A 15,992-nucleotide genomic window follows, 5' to 3' on the forward strand; every position below is an offset into this window, starting at 1 on the left:
GGACACAGCAAGCTGCGTCATAGGACCGACGAAGGCGGTCCTATGAAGCTTGCGCTGAACCAGTGGACGACCAGGCGCTGGTCCGTGGCCGAAGCCGTGGACGGGTGCGTGCGGCACGGCCTGGAGGCGGTCGGGCTGTGGCGGGAGAAGGTCGCCGAGCAGGGTCTCGCGGAGAGCGTGAAGCTGGTGCGCGAGGCGGGGCTGCGGGTGTCGTCGCTGTGCCGGGGCGGCTTCCTCACGGCCGGCGGGCTGCCGGGCGAGGAGGGGCGCCGGGCGTTCGCGCAGGCGCTCGAGGAGAACCGGCGGGCGATCGACGAGGCGGCCGAGCTGTCGGCGGCGTGCCTGGTGATGGTGGTCGGCGGCCTGCCCGGCGTCAAGCCGGGCGAGCCGCTGCCCGGGAGCGGTTTCTCGCGTGACGTGGCCGGGGCGCGGGAGCGGGTGGCGGAGGCGCTGGCGGAGCTGGCGCCCTACGCCGGGGAGCGCGGGGTCAAGCTGGCCCTGGAGCCGCTGCACCCGATCTACTGCCCCGACCGGGCGGTCCTGTCCACCCTGGGCCAGGCGCTCGACCTGAGCCTGGCCTACCCGGAGGAGCAGGTCGGCGTGGTGGTCGACACGTTCCACGTGTGGTGGGACCCGCGGGTGTTCGAGGACATCGCGCGGGCCGGCCGCAGGATCGCCTCCTACCAGGTGTGCGACTACCTGCACCCGCTGCCGCAGGACATCCTGCTCGGGCGGGGCATGATGGGCGACGGCGTGATCGACTTCGGGCCGATCACGCGGGCGGTCCGCGAGGCCGGCTACGCCGGTGACGTCGAGGTGGAGATCTTCAACGCCGACATCTGGGCCGCCGACCCTGACGAGGTGGTGGCCACGATGAAGGCCCGGTACGAGGACGTCGTGCTGCCCTGACCCCCTGAGAGCGGCGGCACACGTCACCCGTGCCGCCGCTCGCCGTCACACCGGCGTCACACCGGCGTCACGGTGCCCGCCGCCCCGTTCACCTCGATCTGCTGGCCCGTGGTGATGCTGTGGGTGGCGTCGGGGACGCCGACGACGGCCGGGATGCCGTACTCCCTGGCCACCACGGCGCCGTGCGACATGGCGCCGCCCATCTCCATCACCAGGCCGCCCGCCGTCAGGAAGAGCGGCGTCCAGCCGGGGTCGGTCGAGGGGCAGACCAGGATCTCGCCCGGCTCCAGGTGGGCGCCGATGGGGTCGAGCACCACCCGGGCCACGCCGGTGACGGTGCCCGCCGAGGCGGCCGTCCCCGTCAGCGCGCCACCAGCGGTGGAAGCAGCGGCCGCGGACGCGAGCGCCTCGGGCTCGGTGCCGTCGGAGAGCAGCACCCGGGGCACGTGCCTGCGGCGCGACTCCTGCTCGTACGACGCCCGCCGCTCCGCCACGGCCGCGCGCAGATCGCCTCCGCCGAGGGCGGCCCTGGCCTCCCGGAAGCTCAGGAAGAACACGTCGGACGCCGAGTCGAGGACCCCGAGCTCGACCAGGCGCTCCCCGACCACCAGCATGCTCCGCCGCACCCCGGCGAGGGTCTTGACCAGGTAGAACTTGGGCAGCTCGCGCAGCCCCGCGAACTCCCGCGTACGCCGCAGCCCGAAGCGCACCACCGGGGCCCGCCACCAGCCCTTGCGCCGGGCCGCGGACACCACCTGGGCGCCGGCCGAGCGCGCCTCCTCGGCGCCCTTGGCGAAGAGCGCGGAGGGCGCGAGGTCGGCGCCGCCGTCCATCCGCAGGTAGTTGGCCAGCACGCCGAGGATGTGCGCGGGCTCCTCCGACCAGCGCGGCACGCCCAGGTCGATCTCCGCGACCCCCCGGTGGCCGTACTTGTCCAGGAACGCGGCGATCTCCCGCTGGGCGACCGGCGGGAGCTCACCAGCCTGGTAGAGGCGGACCAGCTCGGCGACCGGCCGCTCCTTGAACGGCTCCGGCTCGACGCGGGTGGCCAGGTCCCACAGCTCCAGGTCCATCTCCGTGGTCGGGTTGTGGGGGACGCTGCGCAGGATGTCCTGCATGTCGTTGAGCGGCACGCCGGAGAGCTTGGCGGCCAGCGCGAAGAGGCCGTAGCCGGTGATCACGATCGGCATGATCGAGAGCATGACCGGGAAGAGGCCGGCGAGCAGGCGCTCGGCGTGGTCCAGGCGCTGCTCGGGGGTGGCGGACGCGGGCGGCACGAGGCGCCGGTCCAGCTCCGTGCCGAGGCGGGCGGTGTACTCGAGGGCCCTGCGAGGACTGGTCAGCGCGAGCAGGACCCGGGAGGGGGCGTGGATGCCGCGCGCGAACCTGCCTATGGCGCGCAGGACCGGCCGGGGCGAGGTGTACGCCGGCGAGAGCCGCGGGTCTCGCATGAGCTGCTCGAAGAGGGGGACGGCGCGGGCCTCGCCCAGCGTGAGAGCGCGCGGCAGCAGGGCGCGGCCGAAGCGGCTGCGGACGGCCGTGGTCAGGTCGAACCACACGCGCCCGCCCGACTCGGCAACGAACGCCGCGCCGTCGAGCCGGTCGGCGGGTCCGTAGCCGAACGCTCTCGCCCCTCCGGCGCTGAGCAGCCGGAACGCCGAGATCCCCATCGGCGTGATGGGCCCCATGACGCCCTGGACGACGTTGACCGAGAAGTACACCCGCAGGCCGGGCCTGCTCTGCTCGGGCAGCGGATACAGAGTGGTGATCGGCCTGGCCTGGGTGAGCCAGATCTTGCCGTGCTCGTCGACGGCCCACTCGGTGTCCTGGGGCGCCCCGTAGTGCTCCTCGACGCGGGCGCCCAGGTCGGCCAGCGCGCGCACCTGGTCGTCGGTCAGGCAGAGCTCCTCGTGAGCGGTCTCGACGCGTTCGGTGCCGCCACCGGGGAGCGAGCGGATGGTCAGGCGCTTGTCGCCGGCGTGGCGTTCGAGGATCTCGCCGCCGTGCACGACGAAGCGGTCGGGGTTCACGGCGCCGGAGACGACGGCCTCGCCGAGCCCGGGGTTGGCGTCGATGACGGCCTCGCGCCGCCGCCCGGTCACCGGGTTCGCGGTGAACATCACCCCCGCCACCTGGGAGTCCACCATGACCTGAATGACCACCGCGAGCCGCACCGTGGCGTGGTCGATGCCGTTGGACTCCCGGTAGGCGACCGCGCGGTCGGTCCAGAGCGAGGCCCAGCAGCGGCGTACGGCGTCCACCACCGCATCGGCGCCGACCACGTTGAGGAAGGTGTCCTGCTGCCCGGCGAAGCTGGCGAACGGCAGGTCCTCGGCCGTGGCCGACGAGCGGACCGCGACGGGCACGTCGTCGCCCAGCTCGGCGTAGGACTTCACGATCGCCTCGTGGACGGCCGCCGGCACCGGCGCCTCGAGCAGGTGCCGCCTGGCCCGCTCGGCGAGGTCGTCGCCGCTCGTCTCGAGGCCCTGCGCCACCTGCCGGTACGCCTCCGTGGTCAGCACCCGGCCCGGCGGGACGGGCAGGCCGGCCCTGGTCAGCTCGCCCAGGTTCGCGGCCTTGCCGCCCACCTCCGCCAGCATGCCCGCGTCGATCTCGGCGAAGTCGAGTGCCGTGTTCATCGGGTGCTCCTCTGCCCGTCAGCGTCCTGTCATCCAGTGTCACGCGTTCCGGGCAGAAATTCAACAGTTGATGAAAAGATCTGTTCCGTCCAGCTCCCACGCGGGATCGGCCGCTATGCCCAGCACGCCCAGCGCCGTCGGCCCCACGTCCACCAGCCGGGGCCCGGAGAGCGAGCGGCCGCCCAGGTCCTCCCCCAACCGGTTCGCGATCACGAACACCGTGCGCTCCTCGTCCGACGTCCCCCCGTGCCCGCCCTCGTCCACGTGCCCGTGGTCGGTCGTGACGAGCACCGTCCATCGCTCGCCCGGGTACGTGGACCGGCCGCGTACGGCATCGAGCAGGCGGCCGAGGTAGGCGTCCTGGGTCTGGAGCGCGGCGAAGTACTCCGGGCAATGGGGGCCGAGGTCGTGGGCCACCTCGTCGGTGTCGCCCAGGTACACGAAGACGGCGTCGGCGTCGGCGTCGGCCAGGTGGCGCTCGGCGGCCTCGGCGACCTGCAGGTCGGCCTCGGCCCAGAGGCCCATCCCGTACCCGTCGACCACGAACCGGTGGTCGATCGCCCGGCTGAAGGCGCCGTGCTCGTCGAGCGAGGTCCAGGAGAAGAACGCGGCGGTGGTCAGCTCCGGCCGGACATTCTTCGCACGAGTCAGGAAGTCAGGAAATTTCGTGAAATTGGGGTTGGTGAAGGCGTTGTCCACCACGCCGTGCTTGTCCGGCCAGACCCCGGTGGCGATCGACGACCAGCCGGGGCCCGAGTCGGTACGCGACGCGATGACCCGCCCGCCCGACTCCGGGCTCTTGGGCACGATCTCGCCGGGCGACTCCGTACGCGGCGTTCCCGCCTCACCGTAGGGGAGCTTGCTGGTGCCGTACGCGCCGGAGGACATCAGCCCGTCCAGCACGGGCGCGCCCAGGGCGCGCAGCCGGTCGAACCGCAGGCCGTCCATGCCGACGACGAGCACCTTGTTCCGCTTAGAAAGGGGCATCCCCCTATCTAAGCGGCGAAAGCCACCTAAAGGGCGAAACGCCGCACCCAGTCAGCCGCGCCGGGCAGGATCTCCTCGACCGGCGCGACCTGCGGATACCACGTGCGCTCCCACTCCAGGGAGACCCACCCGTCGTAACCCGCCGCGCGCAGCAGCTCGCCCGACTCCTCCAGCGGCACCGACCCCGTCCACATGGGCACCGGCGTGGTGTCCTCGGCCGAGACGGCGTCCTTGACCTGGACATAGGAGAGGTAGGGACCCAGCGCGGCCAGTGTGTCGGCCGGGGACTCGCCGTGGCGCCACGGGTGCAGCAGGTCCCAGATCGCGCCAGTGGTCTCGGGGCAGGCCGCCTCCGCCAGCAGCCCGGCCACCGCCGCGCCGGTGGCCATGCGGTCGTGCGTCTCGACGAGAACGCGGGCGCCGAGCGCGGCGGCCGTACCGGAGACGGCTTTGAGCCTGCGGGCGCCGACGGCCGGGTCGTCGCCGCGTGGGAACACCCGCACACCGGGCGCACCCAGGTCGGCGGCGAGCCGGAGGTCGGCGATCAGCGCCTCGACGACCGGTTCATCATCCCCCGGCTCACAAATGCCGACATATCCGGCGAGCGCCGAAATTTCGAGACCTGCCCGCTCCACCCGCTCCCGCACCGAGCGCCGCCCGGCGGCGTCGAGCCCGCCGTGCACCCCGGTGTCCGGGTGCAGGCGCAGCTCGAGGCCCTGGCAGCCGCCTCCGGTGGCGATCTCGATCGCTCTGTCGAGCCCCTCGCCGGGCATCCCCAGCGTGCTGACCGCCAGCCTCACGCCAGCCTCCGTACGCTCTCCCGCAGCACGACCTCGCCGGCCACCTGCTCGACCACGATCGCGTCCTCCTCGCCCAGGGCCAGCTCCAGCGCCCGCGCCCCCATGTCCTTCAACGGCAGCCGCACGGTCGTCAGCGCGGGCACGTGATCGCGCAACGTGACGATGTCGTCGAACCCGGCCACCGAGACGTCCTCGGGCACCCTGACCCCGCGCTCCCTGTAGGCCGCCAGCGCCCCGACCGCCATCACGTCGTTGACCGCGAACACGCAGGTCGCGTCCCTGACCTGCTGGGCCGCGGCATGGCCGCCGTCGCGGTCGAACGGCCCGTTGATCACCTGTGGCGCGGGCAGCCCGAGCTCCTCCAGCGCCTCGGTGAACCCGGCGCACCGGTCGGCCGCCGTGACGAGGTGCGGCGGCCCGGCCAGCACCGCGAACCGCGTGTGCCCGAGCCCGGCCAGCGCGCGGGCGAGCTCGGCCGCGCCCTGCCTGTTGGCGGGCGCGACGGTGTCGACGCCGAGGAGGTCCTGGCCCACGCAGGCGGCACGGCCGCCGCCCGCCTGGTATCGGGCCAGCTCGTCGCGGAGCCGCCCCGTGACGGCCGGGTCGGCGACGCGCGAGCCGACCAGCAGCACCGCCCGCACGCGCTGGGCGTGCAGCGTGGCGACATAGGCGATCTCCTGCTCGGGGTCGCGATGCGTGGTGCCCACCATGACCAGCAGGCCCTCGGTGGTGGCCGCCCGCATCGCCCCGTCGGCCAGGGCCGCGAAGTAGGGGTCGGTCAGGTCGTGCACGACGATGCCGATGACGTTGCCCGCACCTCGGGCCAGCGTCTGAGCGGCGATGTTGGCGCGGTAGCCCAGCTCGTCGGCGGCTTGCTCGACGCGCGCCCGCAGGGCCGCGCCCACCTGGCGGGTGCTGCCGTTGAGCACCCGCGAGGCGGTCGCGAGCGAGACGCCCGCCTGCCTGGCGACGTCTTCAAGCGTGACCACTAGACCTCCCCGGAAAGCGGTTTCCAAGTCTGCCAGACCAGTACCTGGATCCGCATCCCCCGGTGAGCACCCTACGGTGCTCAGGCCCAGGGGAACAGGATGTCGAGGATGCCTTTGCTCTCCTTCGTGGGCGTGGGCGCGGGCGCCTGGGTCTGGGGCGCCTGGGTGGCGGGAGGAGCCTCGGTGTTCCTGGACTCCGGCGCCTTGGTCTCCGGCGCCTTGGTCCCCGTCGTGTTGTCACTGCCCGGGTCGGCGAGGGTGTCGTCGCCGTCGTCCGACGTCTGGTTCTGCGGGGCGCGGGTGGGCCGGGTGCTCGCCCGCTGCGTGGGCTGTCCGGTGCGCGTGTTCGTCGGACGGGCCGAGGGCTCGCGCGTGTGCCGCGCCCGCTGCGTCGGCGGGGTGGACGGCTGCGCGGACTCGGTGTCGGTCGGCTCAGCGCTCTCCGAATCGGTGGGCTCGGCGGTCTCCTCCTCCGCCTCCGTGTCCTCGGGGGCCGCGGTCTCCGACGGAGAGGTCACCTCGCCCGCGCTGGCGCACTGGCCGGCCTTGCAGGGGTCGTCGGAGGAGTTGCCGGTGAGCAGGAAGCCCGCGCCCACCCCGACCAGCACGACCGCGGCGGCCGCCACCAGCAGCTTCCTGGTACGGCGGCGCACCTCGCCCTCACCGTCGCCGGAACGGCCACGGCCCTCGCCGTCACCGGAGCGGCCGCGCGGCCGCCCCTCGTCCGAGTCGTCGGTCCAGCCCGAGCCGAGGAAGCCGCGCTTGGGCTTGTCGTCGTCGCGGTCGAGGCCGTCGTCGAGGCCGGACTCGTAGCTCCGGTCGAGCGGAAGGTAGGGGTTCTCGTCCTCGACGCCGTGCGAGCCGCTCGGGTCGCTCGGAAGGTCGCGGGTGCCGCCCGCCTGGGGCTCTCCGAGCAGGTCGTGGTTGCCGCTCGCATGCGGCTCGCCGAGCACGTGGTGCGCGCCACTGGGGCCGCCGAGGTCGTGGGCGCCCAGCACGTCGTGCGCGCCGCTGGGGCCGCCGAGCACGTCGTGCGAGCCCCCGGAGCCGCCGAGCACGTCGTGGGGACCGTCGTCGAGCACGTCGCGGCCCTCGATGAGCTGCGGCTCGCTCTTGTCGAGCGGAAGGATGTAGGTCTCGTTGCCGACGACCTGGATGGCGGGCTGCTCGTCGGTGTCCTCGGTGCTCCACCGTGGGGAAAGCACATCACCCGTCATCTCCGGGTTTAACGACCTCCCCTGCCCTTCCTCGTAAGGCCTGTCGTTCTCGTCGCGCGCCACGATGGAACCTCTCTAGTACGAATGCGGACCGCGCCCTTTCCTAGCAGACCAAACCTCAACTTGTCCGGAAATTTCACATGTTTCCCTAAAACCACTCTGCGTAACATTCGTCACATTCCGCAACAGCAGTGCTGCGGCCTGCAGCTGAAGAGGCGCGAAAGCCCGGCTGAGCGCTACGGACAGGCGCAGAACGGACCGGGAACGTCACCGCCCGGCCCGAGGACTGGGCGTCATAGACACGGGTTGGTGGTGGAGTCGACGACTTTGTCCTTGAGCGAGTCAGGGATCGCCGAGACCACGCGCACCCCGGGCCAGTCCTTGCCGATGACGAGCTGGACGATCGGCCCGTCGGGCGCCTGGACGCCCGCCCGGCCCTTGTACGGCTGCGTGTTGACCGGCCGGACCTTGCCCGCCACCGGCGTCCTCTTCTCCTTCGACAGCCGCGCCGCCACCGCGTCGGCGTAGGCGGGCCCGTCGGTGGTGTCCTTCTTGGCGTACCGGATGGCGGTGGTGGCGGTCACGGCGGCGTTGCCGACCTCCGTGATCACGAACCCCTGCGCCGCCAGCTGGTCGGCCACCTGGACCGCCTTGCCCGGCTCGCCCGTGCCGTTGAGCACCTGGACGCGCACCTGCTTGTTCTCGATCTTGGGGCCCGCTGACCTGCCGGGCGTGGGGGCCGCGGTGACCTCGACGTCGTTCCGTACGCTCTCGAAGAACTCGCGCGCCGCCGGTTCGCTGAACTGGACCCGGTTCTTGTCCGGCGGATAGGGCTCGGTGGGCACGGTGATGCCCTTGAGCTCCTTGGCCGTCAGGCCCTTGACGCTGTTGGCGATGTCCACCATCCGCTCCAGCGTCAGCCCGCTGTCCACGGTGACGGCCGCGGCGGCCGCCTCCAGGAACGCGTTCAGCTTCACCGGGTTGGTGAGCAGACCGCCGCTGGTGACCGCTTCGAGCACCTTGGTGAGGAAGACCTGCTGCCGCTGGATCCTGCTCAGGTCGCTGCCGTCGCCCAGCGCGTAGCGGGTGCGCACGTAGCCCAGCGCCTGCTCGCCGTTGACCACGTGCTTGCCCGGGCCGAGCACCAGCTTGGACTTGGGATCGTTGACGGCCTTGGGCAGGCAGATCTCGATGCCGCCGATGGCGTCGATGATGCCCTTGAAGCCGGTGAAGTCGACCTTCACGAAGTGGTTGATCTTGATGTTGGTGAGCGACTCGAGGGTTCTGATCGTGCAGTTGATGCCGCCGTCGTTGAAGGCGGAGTTGATCTGGCGCAGGCCCCCGGGAAGCACGGCGCCGCTGCGGCTGCGGCACTCGGGGATCATCACCATGGAGTCACGGGGGAAGCTGATCATGGTGGCCTTGTCCCGGTTGGGGGAGATGTGCAGCAGCATGATCGTGTCGGTGCGCTCGCCGATCTCCTTGAGGTGCGGGCCGTACTTCTTGTTGTCGCCCTCCCGGGAGTCGGAGCCGACGAGCAGGACGTTGAGCGCGCCGGTGTCCGGCGGGCGGTTCGTTCCGGGATCGATGCCCTCGCGCTTGATCCCGCCGTCGATGTGCCGGTAGTACGCGTACCCCCCGAGCGAGACGGCCACCAGCACGAACGTCAGCCCGATGCCGACCCACCCCAGCACGGAGAGCCGCCGGCGCCGGCCCTGCCCGCGGCCCCGCCGCCGAGATGGAGCATCCCCCGCCCTTTTCGCGCTCTCCCTCACACGCCCCCCTCCGGTGACGCGCAGTGTACTGAGAAAACGTGCGGCCCAAGGGAATGTCGCGCCATCTCACCGGCCGGGGCAATCCCCTGCGCTGCCACTCTTCCGTGCCGGCGAGGGCTCCATCCAAAGCTGGCGAATCCCAGGCGTCGCTACGCGGAGTGAGGACATCATGACATCCATGCTGTTGACCGAGACGGCGCCCCCTCCCGGCGCTCAGAGACTGGCCGGACTGCGGGCCACGGCCAGGGCCGCCCGCCGACGGACCTTCGTCGCCCTCTCCGCCGCCATCGCGCTGCTGACCACCGCCCAGTTGCTGGCCGACCGGGCGCAGACCAAGGAGCAGACGCTGCCGCTGGCCGTGCTCTCGCTGGCGATCTTCATGACCGCGCTCCCCGTCCTCGTGGCCACCCAGTACGTGTGGGGAGCCCACGCCCGCCTCGTCCGCCGGAGCGAGCTCGAGCTCTACGCCGTCGCCCCTTCGGAACGGGCGCGGCCGCTCAGCAGGCTCGCCGTGGCCTGCGGCTGGGCGGTCACGTTGCTGCTCGGCTGGACGGAGCCGCACTTCTTCCGCGAGGCCGCCCTGCACGCCTTCGCCGACTCCCTGCGCTGGGCCGCCGAGGCGCTGGCGGTGGTGAGCATCGCGGCGGGGGTGTTGTTCGTCATCTGGTGGGCACGTGACGCAGTGGGGATGCTGGCGCGTGCCGCGCGGTCGGGCGGATCACCTGGCGATCCGTGGGACCCCGGCCACGGCGCGCGCCCGCGAGAGGGCGCGGCGCTCTGGACGGGCGCGGCCGTGGCGGTCGCGGCCCTGGTCGGAGCCCGCGCCCATCTCTGGGAGCCGGGCACGGCCGTCATTTACGCATTGCTGACCGCCGCCCTCGTCTGCGGAGTAGTTACTGGCGAGTAGCATAGGCACGGAACCCACTCTCCAACGAGGAGCGAATCCGTGCCTTCCTCTCGTGACGTCGTGTTCGTCGACGGCGTGCGCACGCCTTTCGGCAAGTCGGGGCCGAAGGGGCTGTACGCGGAGACCCGCGCCGACGACCTGGTCGTCCGCGTCATCCGCGAGCTCATCAGGCGCAACCCCCACCTGCCACCCGAGCGCGTGGACGAGGTCGCCATCGCCGCGACCACGCAGATCGGCGACCAGGGCCTGACCATCGGCCGGGCCGCGGCGGTGCTGGCCGGGCTGCCCAAGAGCGTGCCCGGCTACGCCATCGACCGCATGTGCGCGGGCGCGATGACCGCGGTCACCACGGTCGCGGGCGGCATCGCGTTCGGCGCGTACGACGTGGCCATCGCGGGCGGCGTCGAGCACATGGGCCGCCACCCGATGGGCGAGGGCGTCGACCCGAACCCGCGGTTCCTGTCGGAGAAGCTGGTCGATCCGAGCGCGCTGGTCATGGGCATGACGGCGGAGAACCTGCACGACCGCTACCCGGCCATCACCAAGGAGCGCGCGGACGCGTACGCGGTGCTGTCGCAGGAGCGGGCGGCCAAGGCGTACGCCGACGGCAAGATCCAGCCCGACCTGGTGCCGGCCGCGATCAGGACGGCCGAGAAGGGCTGGGGCCTGGCGGCCGAGGACGAGGCGCCGCGACCGGGCACCACGCTGGAGGGGCTGAGCGCGCTCAAGACGCCGTTCCGGCCGCACGGCAACGTCACGGCGGGCAACTCCTCCGGCATCAACGACGGCGCCACCGGGTGCGTCGTCGCGGCCAAGGAGGTGGCCGACGAGCTGGGGCTGGGCGCGAAGATGCGGCTCGTCTCCTACGCGTTCGCCGGCGTGGACCCCGAGGTCATGGGCGTGGGGCCGATCCCGTCCACGGAGCGGGCGCTCCGGCTGGCCGGCCTGGACATCTCCGAGATCGGGCTGTTCGAGATCAACGAGGCGTTCGCCGTACAGGTGCTGGCCTTCCTCGACCACTTCGGCATCGCCGACGACGACCCCCGCGTGAACCAGTACGGCGGCGCGATCGCCTACGGCCACCCGCTGGCCTCGTCGGGCGTGCGGCTGATGACGCAGCTCGCGCGGCAGTTCGGCGAGCGTCCCGACGTGCGGTACGGCATCACCACCATGTGCGTCGGCATGGGCATGGGCGGCACTGTGATCTGGGAGAACCTGGCATGAGTGAGATCGAGACCTGGCGGGCGCTGCTGAGCGAGCGCAGCGGCGACGAGGTCGTCACCAAGGCGCTGGTGCGCGACGTGCAGCTGCCCTACGGCGCGGGCACGATGGCGCTGATCACGCTGGACAACGGCTTCGACCACACCAAGCCCAACACGTTCGGCCCGCGCGGCCTGTTCGCGCTCAACGGCGCGCTGTCGGAGATCGCCGAGCGCACCGACCTGGCCGCGGTGGGCGTGACGGGCAAGCCGTTCATCTTCGCCGTCGGCGCCGACCTCAAGGGGGCGGCCTCCCTGACCACGCGCGAGGAGGCCCTGGCCATCGGCGCGCTGGGCCATTACGTCTTCCGCAGGCTGGGCGAGCTGCCGATCCCGTCGTTCGCATTCGTCAACGGCGCGGCGATGGGCGGCGGGCTCGAGGTGGCGCTGCACTGCACGTACCGGACGATCTCCTCCGGCGTGCCCGCGGTGGCGCTGCCGGAGTGCTTCCTCGGCCTGGTGCCCGGCTGGGGCGGCACGCAGCTGCTCCCCCGCCTGATCGGCCCCGCCGCCGCGATCAAGCTGATCATCGAGAACCCGCTCTCCCAGAACCGCATGATCAAGGGCAAGGAGGCGTACGAGCTGGGCGTCGCGGACGCGATGTTCGAGCCCGCCGACTTCCTTGAGGAGTCGCTGCGCTGGGCCGCCCGCGTGGTCAACGGCGAGGTGGCCGTGGAGCGGCCCGCCCACGACGACGAAGACTGGGACAAGACGGTCGGCGACGCGCGCTTCCTGGTGGACATGAAGCTGCGCGGCGCCTCCCCCGCCCCCTACCGCGCGCTCGACCTGATCGGCCAGGCCCGCACGGCCTCCCGGGACGAGGGCTTCGCCGCCGAGGACCAGGCGCTGGCCGACCTGCTGACGGGCGACGAGCTGCGGGCCGGGCTCTACTCGTTCGACCTGGTGCAGCGCCGCGCCAAGCGGCCCGCGGGCGCGCCCGACCCGTCGCTGGCCCGCAAGGTCACCAAGGTCGGCGTGGTCGGCGCGGGGCTGATGGCCTCGCAGATGGCGCTGCTGTTCGCGCGCCGCCTGGAGGTGCCGGTCGTGCTGACCGACCTCGACCAGGCCAGGCTCGACAAGGGCGTCGGGTACGTGCACGCCGAGGTCGACAAGCTCCTCGGCAAGGGCCGCGTCTCCAGTGACCAGGCCAACCGGCTCAAGGCCCTGGTGACCGGCTCGCTGACCAAGGACGCCTTCGCCGACGCCGACTTCGTGATCGAGGCCGTGTTCGAGGACCTGGCGGTCAAGAAGCAGGTGTTCGCCGAGGTGGAGGCCGTGGTCTCGGCGGAGTGCGTGCTGGCCACGAACACCTCCTCGCTCTCCCTGACCGCGATGGGCGCCGAGCTGGAGCATCCCGAGCGGCTGGTCGGGTTCCACTTCTTCAACCCGGTGGCCGTCATGCCGCTGCTGGAGATCATCTGCGGCGCCGCGACGGACGACGCCACGCTGGCCACGGCGTTCGCGGTGGGCAGGACGCTGAAGAAGTCGTCGGTGCTCGTCAAGGACGCGCCCGCGTTCGTGGTCAACCGGCTGCTGACCTGCTTCATGGGCGAGGTCGTGTCGGCCGTGGACGAGGGCACGCCGCTGGAGGTGGCCGAGCACGCGCTGGACGGGCTCGGGCTGCCGATGACGCCGTTCGCGCTGCTGCAGCTGGTCGGCCCGGCCGTCGGGCTGCACGTGGCCGAGACGCTGCACGAGGCGTTCCCCGACCGGTTCGGGGTCTCGGAGAACATGGCCAAGCTGGTCGCCGCGGGCAAGCCGGGGGTCTACCGCCCCGACTTCACGCTCGACCCGGAGGCGGTGGCGATCTTCTCCGGCGGCACGTCTCCGTCCACCGCCGAGCAGGTACGCGACCGCGTGCTGGCGGCGCTGGCCAGGGAGATCCGCATCATGCTGGACGAGGGCGTGGTCGCCGCCCCGCAGGACATCGACCTGTGCATGATCCTCGGGGCGGGCTGGCCCTTCCATCTGGGCGGGATCACCCCGTACCTGGACAGGACGGGCATCGCCCGGCCGCGCTTCCTCGCTCCGGGTATCGCCTCGGTGCCTGTCTGATCCTTTTTGGAGGCCCGCCCGGCGGGCCTCCTTAACCCTCACCCGGCTCCGTCGTAGCGTTGCGTAACGTTCCTACGAACGGAGAGTAATCATGATCCGAACACTAGGCGCACTCGCGCTCTGCGGCCTCGTCCTGCTGGGCACCTCGTCGCCCGCCATGGCCGCGCGCCCGAAGGACCAGCTCAAGCTCGTCGTCGCGGTGAAGGGCGGGGAGACGAAGACGGCCCGGCTGCACTGCGAGCCCGCCGGCGGCACTCACCCGGACGCCCAGGCGGCCTGTGAGCTGCTGGAGCAGGTCAACGGGGATCCCGGGCAGCTCAACGTGTCGCCGGACGCCGTCTGCACCCGCGAGGCCCAGCCGCACGCCGTCGCGGCCAAGGGCCGCTGGGACGGCAAGCCGGTGCGCTGGGGCAAGGTCTTCGGCAACGCCTGCCTGGTGAAGGCCGCGACAGGGGCGCTCTTCGACCTCTGACCCGACGCCGGGGGGCGGGAGTCGCGCCCGCCCCTCAGTCGTCGCTCCTGACCGAGGGAGCGGCGGTCCGGCTGTGGCGGTAGCCGTACACGAAGTAGACGACGACGCCGATGACCATCCAGACCAGGAACCTCAGCCACGTCTCCACCGGCAGGTTGAGCATGAGGTAGAGGCAGGCCAGCACCGACAGGATCGGCAGCGCCGGCACCAGCGGCGCGCGGAACCCCCGCGGCAGGTCCGGCCGCGTGCGCCTGAGCACGACCACGCCGATCGAGACCACCACGAACGCGAAGAGCGTGCCGATGTTGACCAGCTCGGCCAGCTCGCCGAACGACACGAACCCGGCCAGCGCCATCGCCACCACCCCGACGATGACCGTCAGCCGGGCCGGCGTGCCGAAGCGGGGATGGACCTTGGACAGCGAGCGCGGCAGCAGCCCGTCGCGGCACATCGCGAACAGCACCCGGGTCTGCCCGAGCAGCAGCACGAGCACCACGGTCGTCAGGCCGGCGAGGGCTCCGATGCTGATGATCGTGGCCAGCCAGGCGAAGCCGACCGAGGTGAACGCGTCGGACAGCGGCGCCGAGACGCTCAGCTGGTCGTAGCGCTGCATGCCGACGACGACGAGCGAGACGGCGACGTAGAGCGCCGTGCAGATGGCCAGGGAGCCCAGGATGCCGCGCGGCACGTCGCGCTGCGGATGGATGGTCTCCTCGGCGGCCGTGGCCACGATGTCGAAGCCGATGAACGCGAAGAACACGATCGCGGCGGCCGAGAAGATGCCGAGCACGCCGAACGCGACGGGCGTGACGCCGAAGAGCACCTGGACCAGCGGCGCCTTCAGCCCTCCCACCTGCGGGGTGGGGACCGGCTCGGGGATGAACGGCGTGTAGTTGGCGGCCTTGACGAAGAAGAGCCCGGCCACGATCACGAGGAGCACCACCGCGATCTTGGTGGCCACGAGGATGAGGTTGACCCGCGAGGACACCTTGATCCCGACGACCAGGACCGTGGTGAGGATGAGGACGATGGCGATGGCGGGCACGTTCACCACGGGGTTGTCGCCCGCGATCGCGCTCGGCAGGTGGACGCCGATGGAGGAGAGCATCGAGGCGAAGTAGCCCGACCAGCCGACCGCCACCACCGCCGCGGCCAGCGCCAGCTCCAGCGTCAGGTCCCAGCCGATCACCCAGGCCGGGAACTCGCCCAGGGTCGCAAAGGCGAAGGTGTAGGCCGAGCCGGCGACCGGGATCGTGGAGGCGAACTCGGCATAACACAGGGCGGCGAGCCCGCAGACGATGCCCGCCACGACGAACGAGACAGCCACCGCCGGGCCCGCCATCGTCTTGGCGACCTGTCCCGTGAGCACGAAGATCCCGGTGCCGACGATCACCCCGATGCCGAAGACGGTCAGATCGGTGGCGGTCAGGCGCTTACGCAGCTGGTGCTCGGGGGCTTCGGTGTCGCGGATGGACTGCTCGACACTCTTCGTGCGAAAGATCTCCACGACTAGTGATCCTTCCCCCACCCTTCGCGATCATGCCTGATCGCGCGCGTGCAACGGCTTCCCGCACGTCACGCCCTGCTGCACGGCGTCCGCCTGTGCCACGGCTTGCCGCACGGCGTCCGGCTGCGGCACGGCTTGCCGCACGGCGTCCGGCTGCGGCACGGCCTACCGCACGGCATCCGGCTGCAGCACGGCCTGCCAGAGCGGCGCGCAGGCAAGGCATCACAGGCGCCGACGCAGGCGGTGTCTGAGCGCCGGGCGTGGGCACCGGGCGGCGGCACAGCACGCGGGCGGCGTAACGGCAGCCAGGGCGACGGGTGCGATGGGCAGCCGCCGACGCGACCGCGTCACCTCGATGCGCGCCCACGTGGGCGCAGGGGGACTTGGGCGCAGGGACATGGGCGCAGGGGGACGCGGGCGCGAAGCAACGTGAGCGCGGGAGGACCCTTGAGTGGGTGCCGCCGGTAGGGGGCCGC

Annotated in this window: 12 protein-coding genes; 5 read left to right on the plus strand and 7 right to left on the minus strand. The window is 72.0% G+C overall.

From position 1 onward, the window contains the following. Nucleotides 1-42 precede the first annotated feature (42 nt). Nucleotides 43-909, plus strand: coding sequence for a sugar phosphate isomerase/epimerase (locus tag AB0H84_RS08270; RefSeq protein WP_357600063.1), 867 nt, complete (start codon nucleotides 43-45; stop codon nucleotides 907-909). A 56-nt stretch (nucleotides 910-965) separates the two neighbouring features. Here AB0H84_RS08270 and AB0H84_RS08275 read toward each other — a convergent pair whose 3' ends face one another. The 6 genes from AB0H84_RS08275 to AB0H84_RS08300 form a co-directional block, all read right to left on the minus strand. Further along, nucleotides 966-3,548, minus strand: coding sequence for a PEP/pyruvate-binding domain-containing protein (locus tag AB0H84_RS08275; protein WP_357600067.1), 2,583 nt, complete (start codon nucleotides 3,546-3,548; stop codon nucleotides 966-968). 60 nt (nucleotides 3,549-3,608) lie between these two features. Continuing rightward, the gene (locus tag AB0H84_RS08280) at nucleotides 3,609-4,535 is read right to left on the minus strand and encodes an alkaline phosphatase family protein (RefSeq protein WP_357600070.1); all 927 of its coding nucleotides are present in this window, start codon (nucleotides 4,533-4,535) and stop codon (nucleotides 3,609-3,611) included. A gap of 26 nt (nucleotides 4,536-4,561) precedes the next feature. Beyond that, complete coding sequence (locus tag AB0H84_RS08285; protein WP_357600072.1) at nucleotides 4,562-5,335, minus strand: TIM barrel protein; 774 nt, start codon at nucleotides 5,333-5,335, stop codon at nucleotides 4,562-4,564. Further along, nucleotides 5,332-6,324, minus strand: a complete 993-nt coding sequence (locus tag AB0H84_RS08290) for a LacI family DNA-binding transcriptional regulator (protein ID WP_357600075.1) — start codon at nucleotides 6,322-6,324, stop codon at nucleotides 5,332-5,334. Before AB0H84_RS08290 ends, AB0H84_RS08285 begins: the two co-directional genes overlap by 4 nt. Nucleotides 6,325-6,404: 80 nt before the next feature. Beyond that, on the minus strand, nucleotides 6,405-7,529 hold the full coding sequence (locus tag AB0H84_RS08295) for a hypothetical protein (RefSeq protein WP_357600078.1): 1,125 nt from the start codon (nucleotides 7,527-7,529) through the stop codon (nucleotides 6,405-6,407). A 305-nt stretch (nucleotides 7,530-7,834) separates the two neighbouring features. Then, nucleotides 7,835-9,235 carry an LCP family protein gene (locus AB0H84_RS08300; protein ID WP_357600080.1) on the minus strand — a complete coding sequence of 467 codons (1,401 nt, stop codon included), beginning with the start codon at nucleotides 9,233-9,235 and terminating at the stop codon, nucleotides 7,835-7,837. A gap of 259 nt (nucleotides 9,236-9,494) precedes the next feature. On the opposite strand from AB0H84_RS08300, the gene AB0H84_RS08305 reads away from it, so the two are divergent. The 4 genes from AB0H84_RS08305 to AB0H84_RS08320 all read left to right on the plus strand — a co-directional run bounded on the left by AB0H84_RS08305 (nucleotide 9,495) and on the right by AB0H84_RS08320 (nucleotide 14,009). Next, a complete protein-coding gene (locus AB0H84_RS08305; protein ID WP_357600083.1) occupies nucleotides 9,495-10,223 on the plus strand; it encodes a hypothetical protein in 729 nt (242 codons plus the stop codon). Between the two features lie 39 nt (nucleotides 10,224-10,262). Next, entirely contained in the window at nucleotides 10,263-11,447 is a 1,185-nt protein-coding gene (locus AB0H84_RS08310; protein ID WP_357600086.1) for a thiolase family protein, read from the plus strand. Beyond that, entirely contained in the window at nucleotides 11,444-13,537 is a 2,094-nt protein-coding gene (locus tag AB0H84_RS08315; protein ID WP_357600089.1) for a 3-hydroxyacyl-CoA dehydrogenase NAD-binding domain-containing protein, read from the plus strand. The genes AB0H84_RS08310 and AB0H84_RS08315 overlap by 4 nt, the downstream gene beginning before the upstream one ends. Before the next feature lie 91 nt (nucleotides 13,538-13,628). Next, the gene (locus tag AB0H84_RS08320) at nucleotides 13,629-14,009 is read left to right on the plus strand and encodes an SSI family serine proteinase inhibitor (RefSeq protein WP_357600092.1); all 381 of its coding nucleotides are present in this window, start codon (nucleotides 13,629-13,631) and stop codon (nucleotides 14,007-14,009) included. Between the two features lie 34 nt (nucleotides 14,010-14,043). On the opposite strand, the gene AB0H84_RS08325 is transcribed toward AB0H84_RS08320, so the two are convergent. Further along, nucleotides 14,044-15,516, minus strand: a complete 1,473-nt coding sequence (locus tag AB0H84_RS08325) for an amino acid permease (protein WP_357600094.1) — start codon at nucleotides 15,514-15,516, stop codon at nucleotides 14,044-14,046. Nucleotides 15,517-15,992: the final 476 nt, after the last annotated feature.

Origin of the sequence: Nonomuraea sp. NPDC050786 (assembly GCF_040654115.1) — a bacterium.
GTDB lineage: Bacteria > Actinomycetota > Actinomycetes > Streptosporangiales > Streptosporangiaceae > Nonomuraea.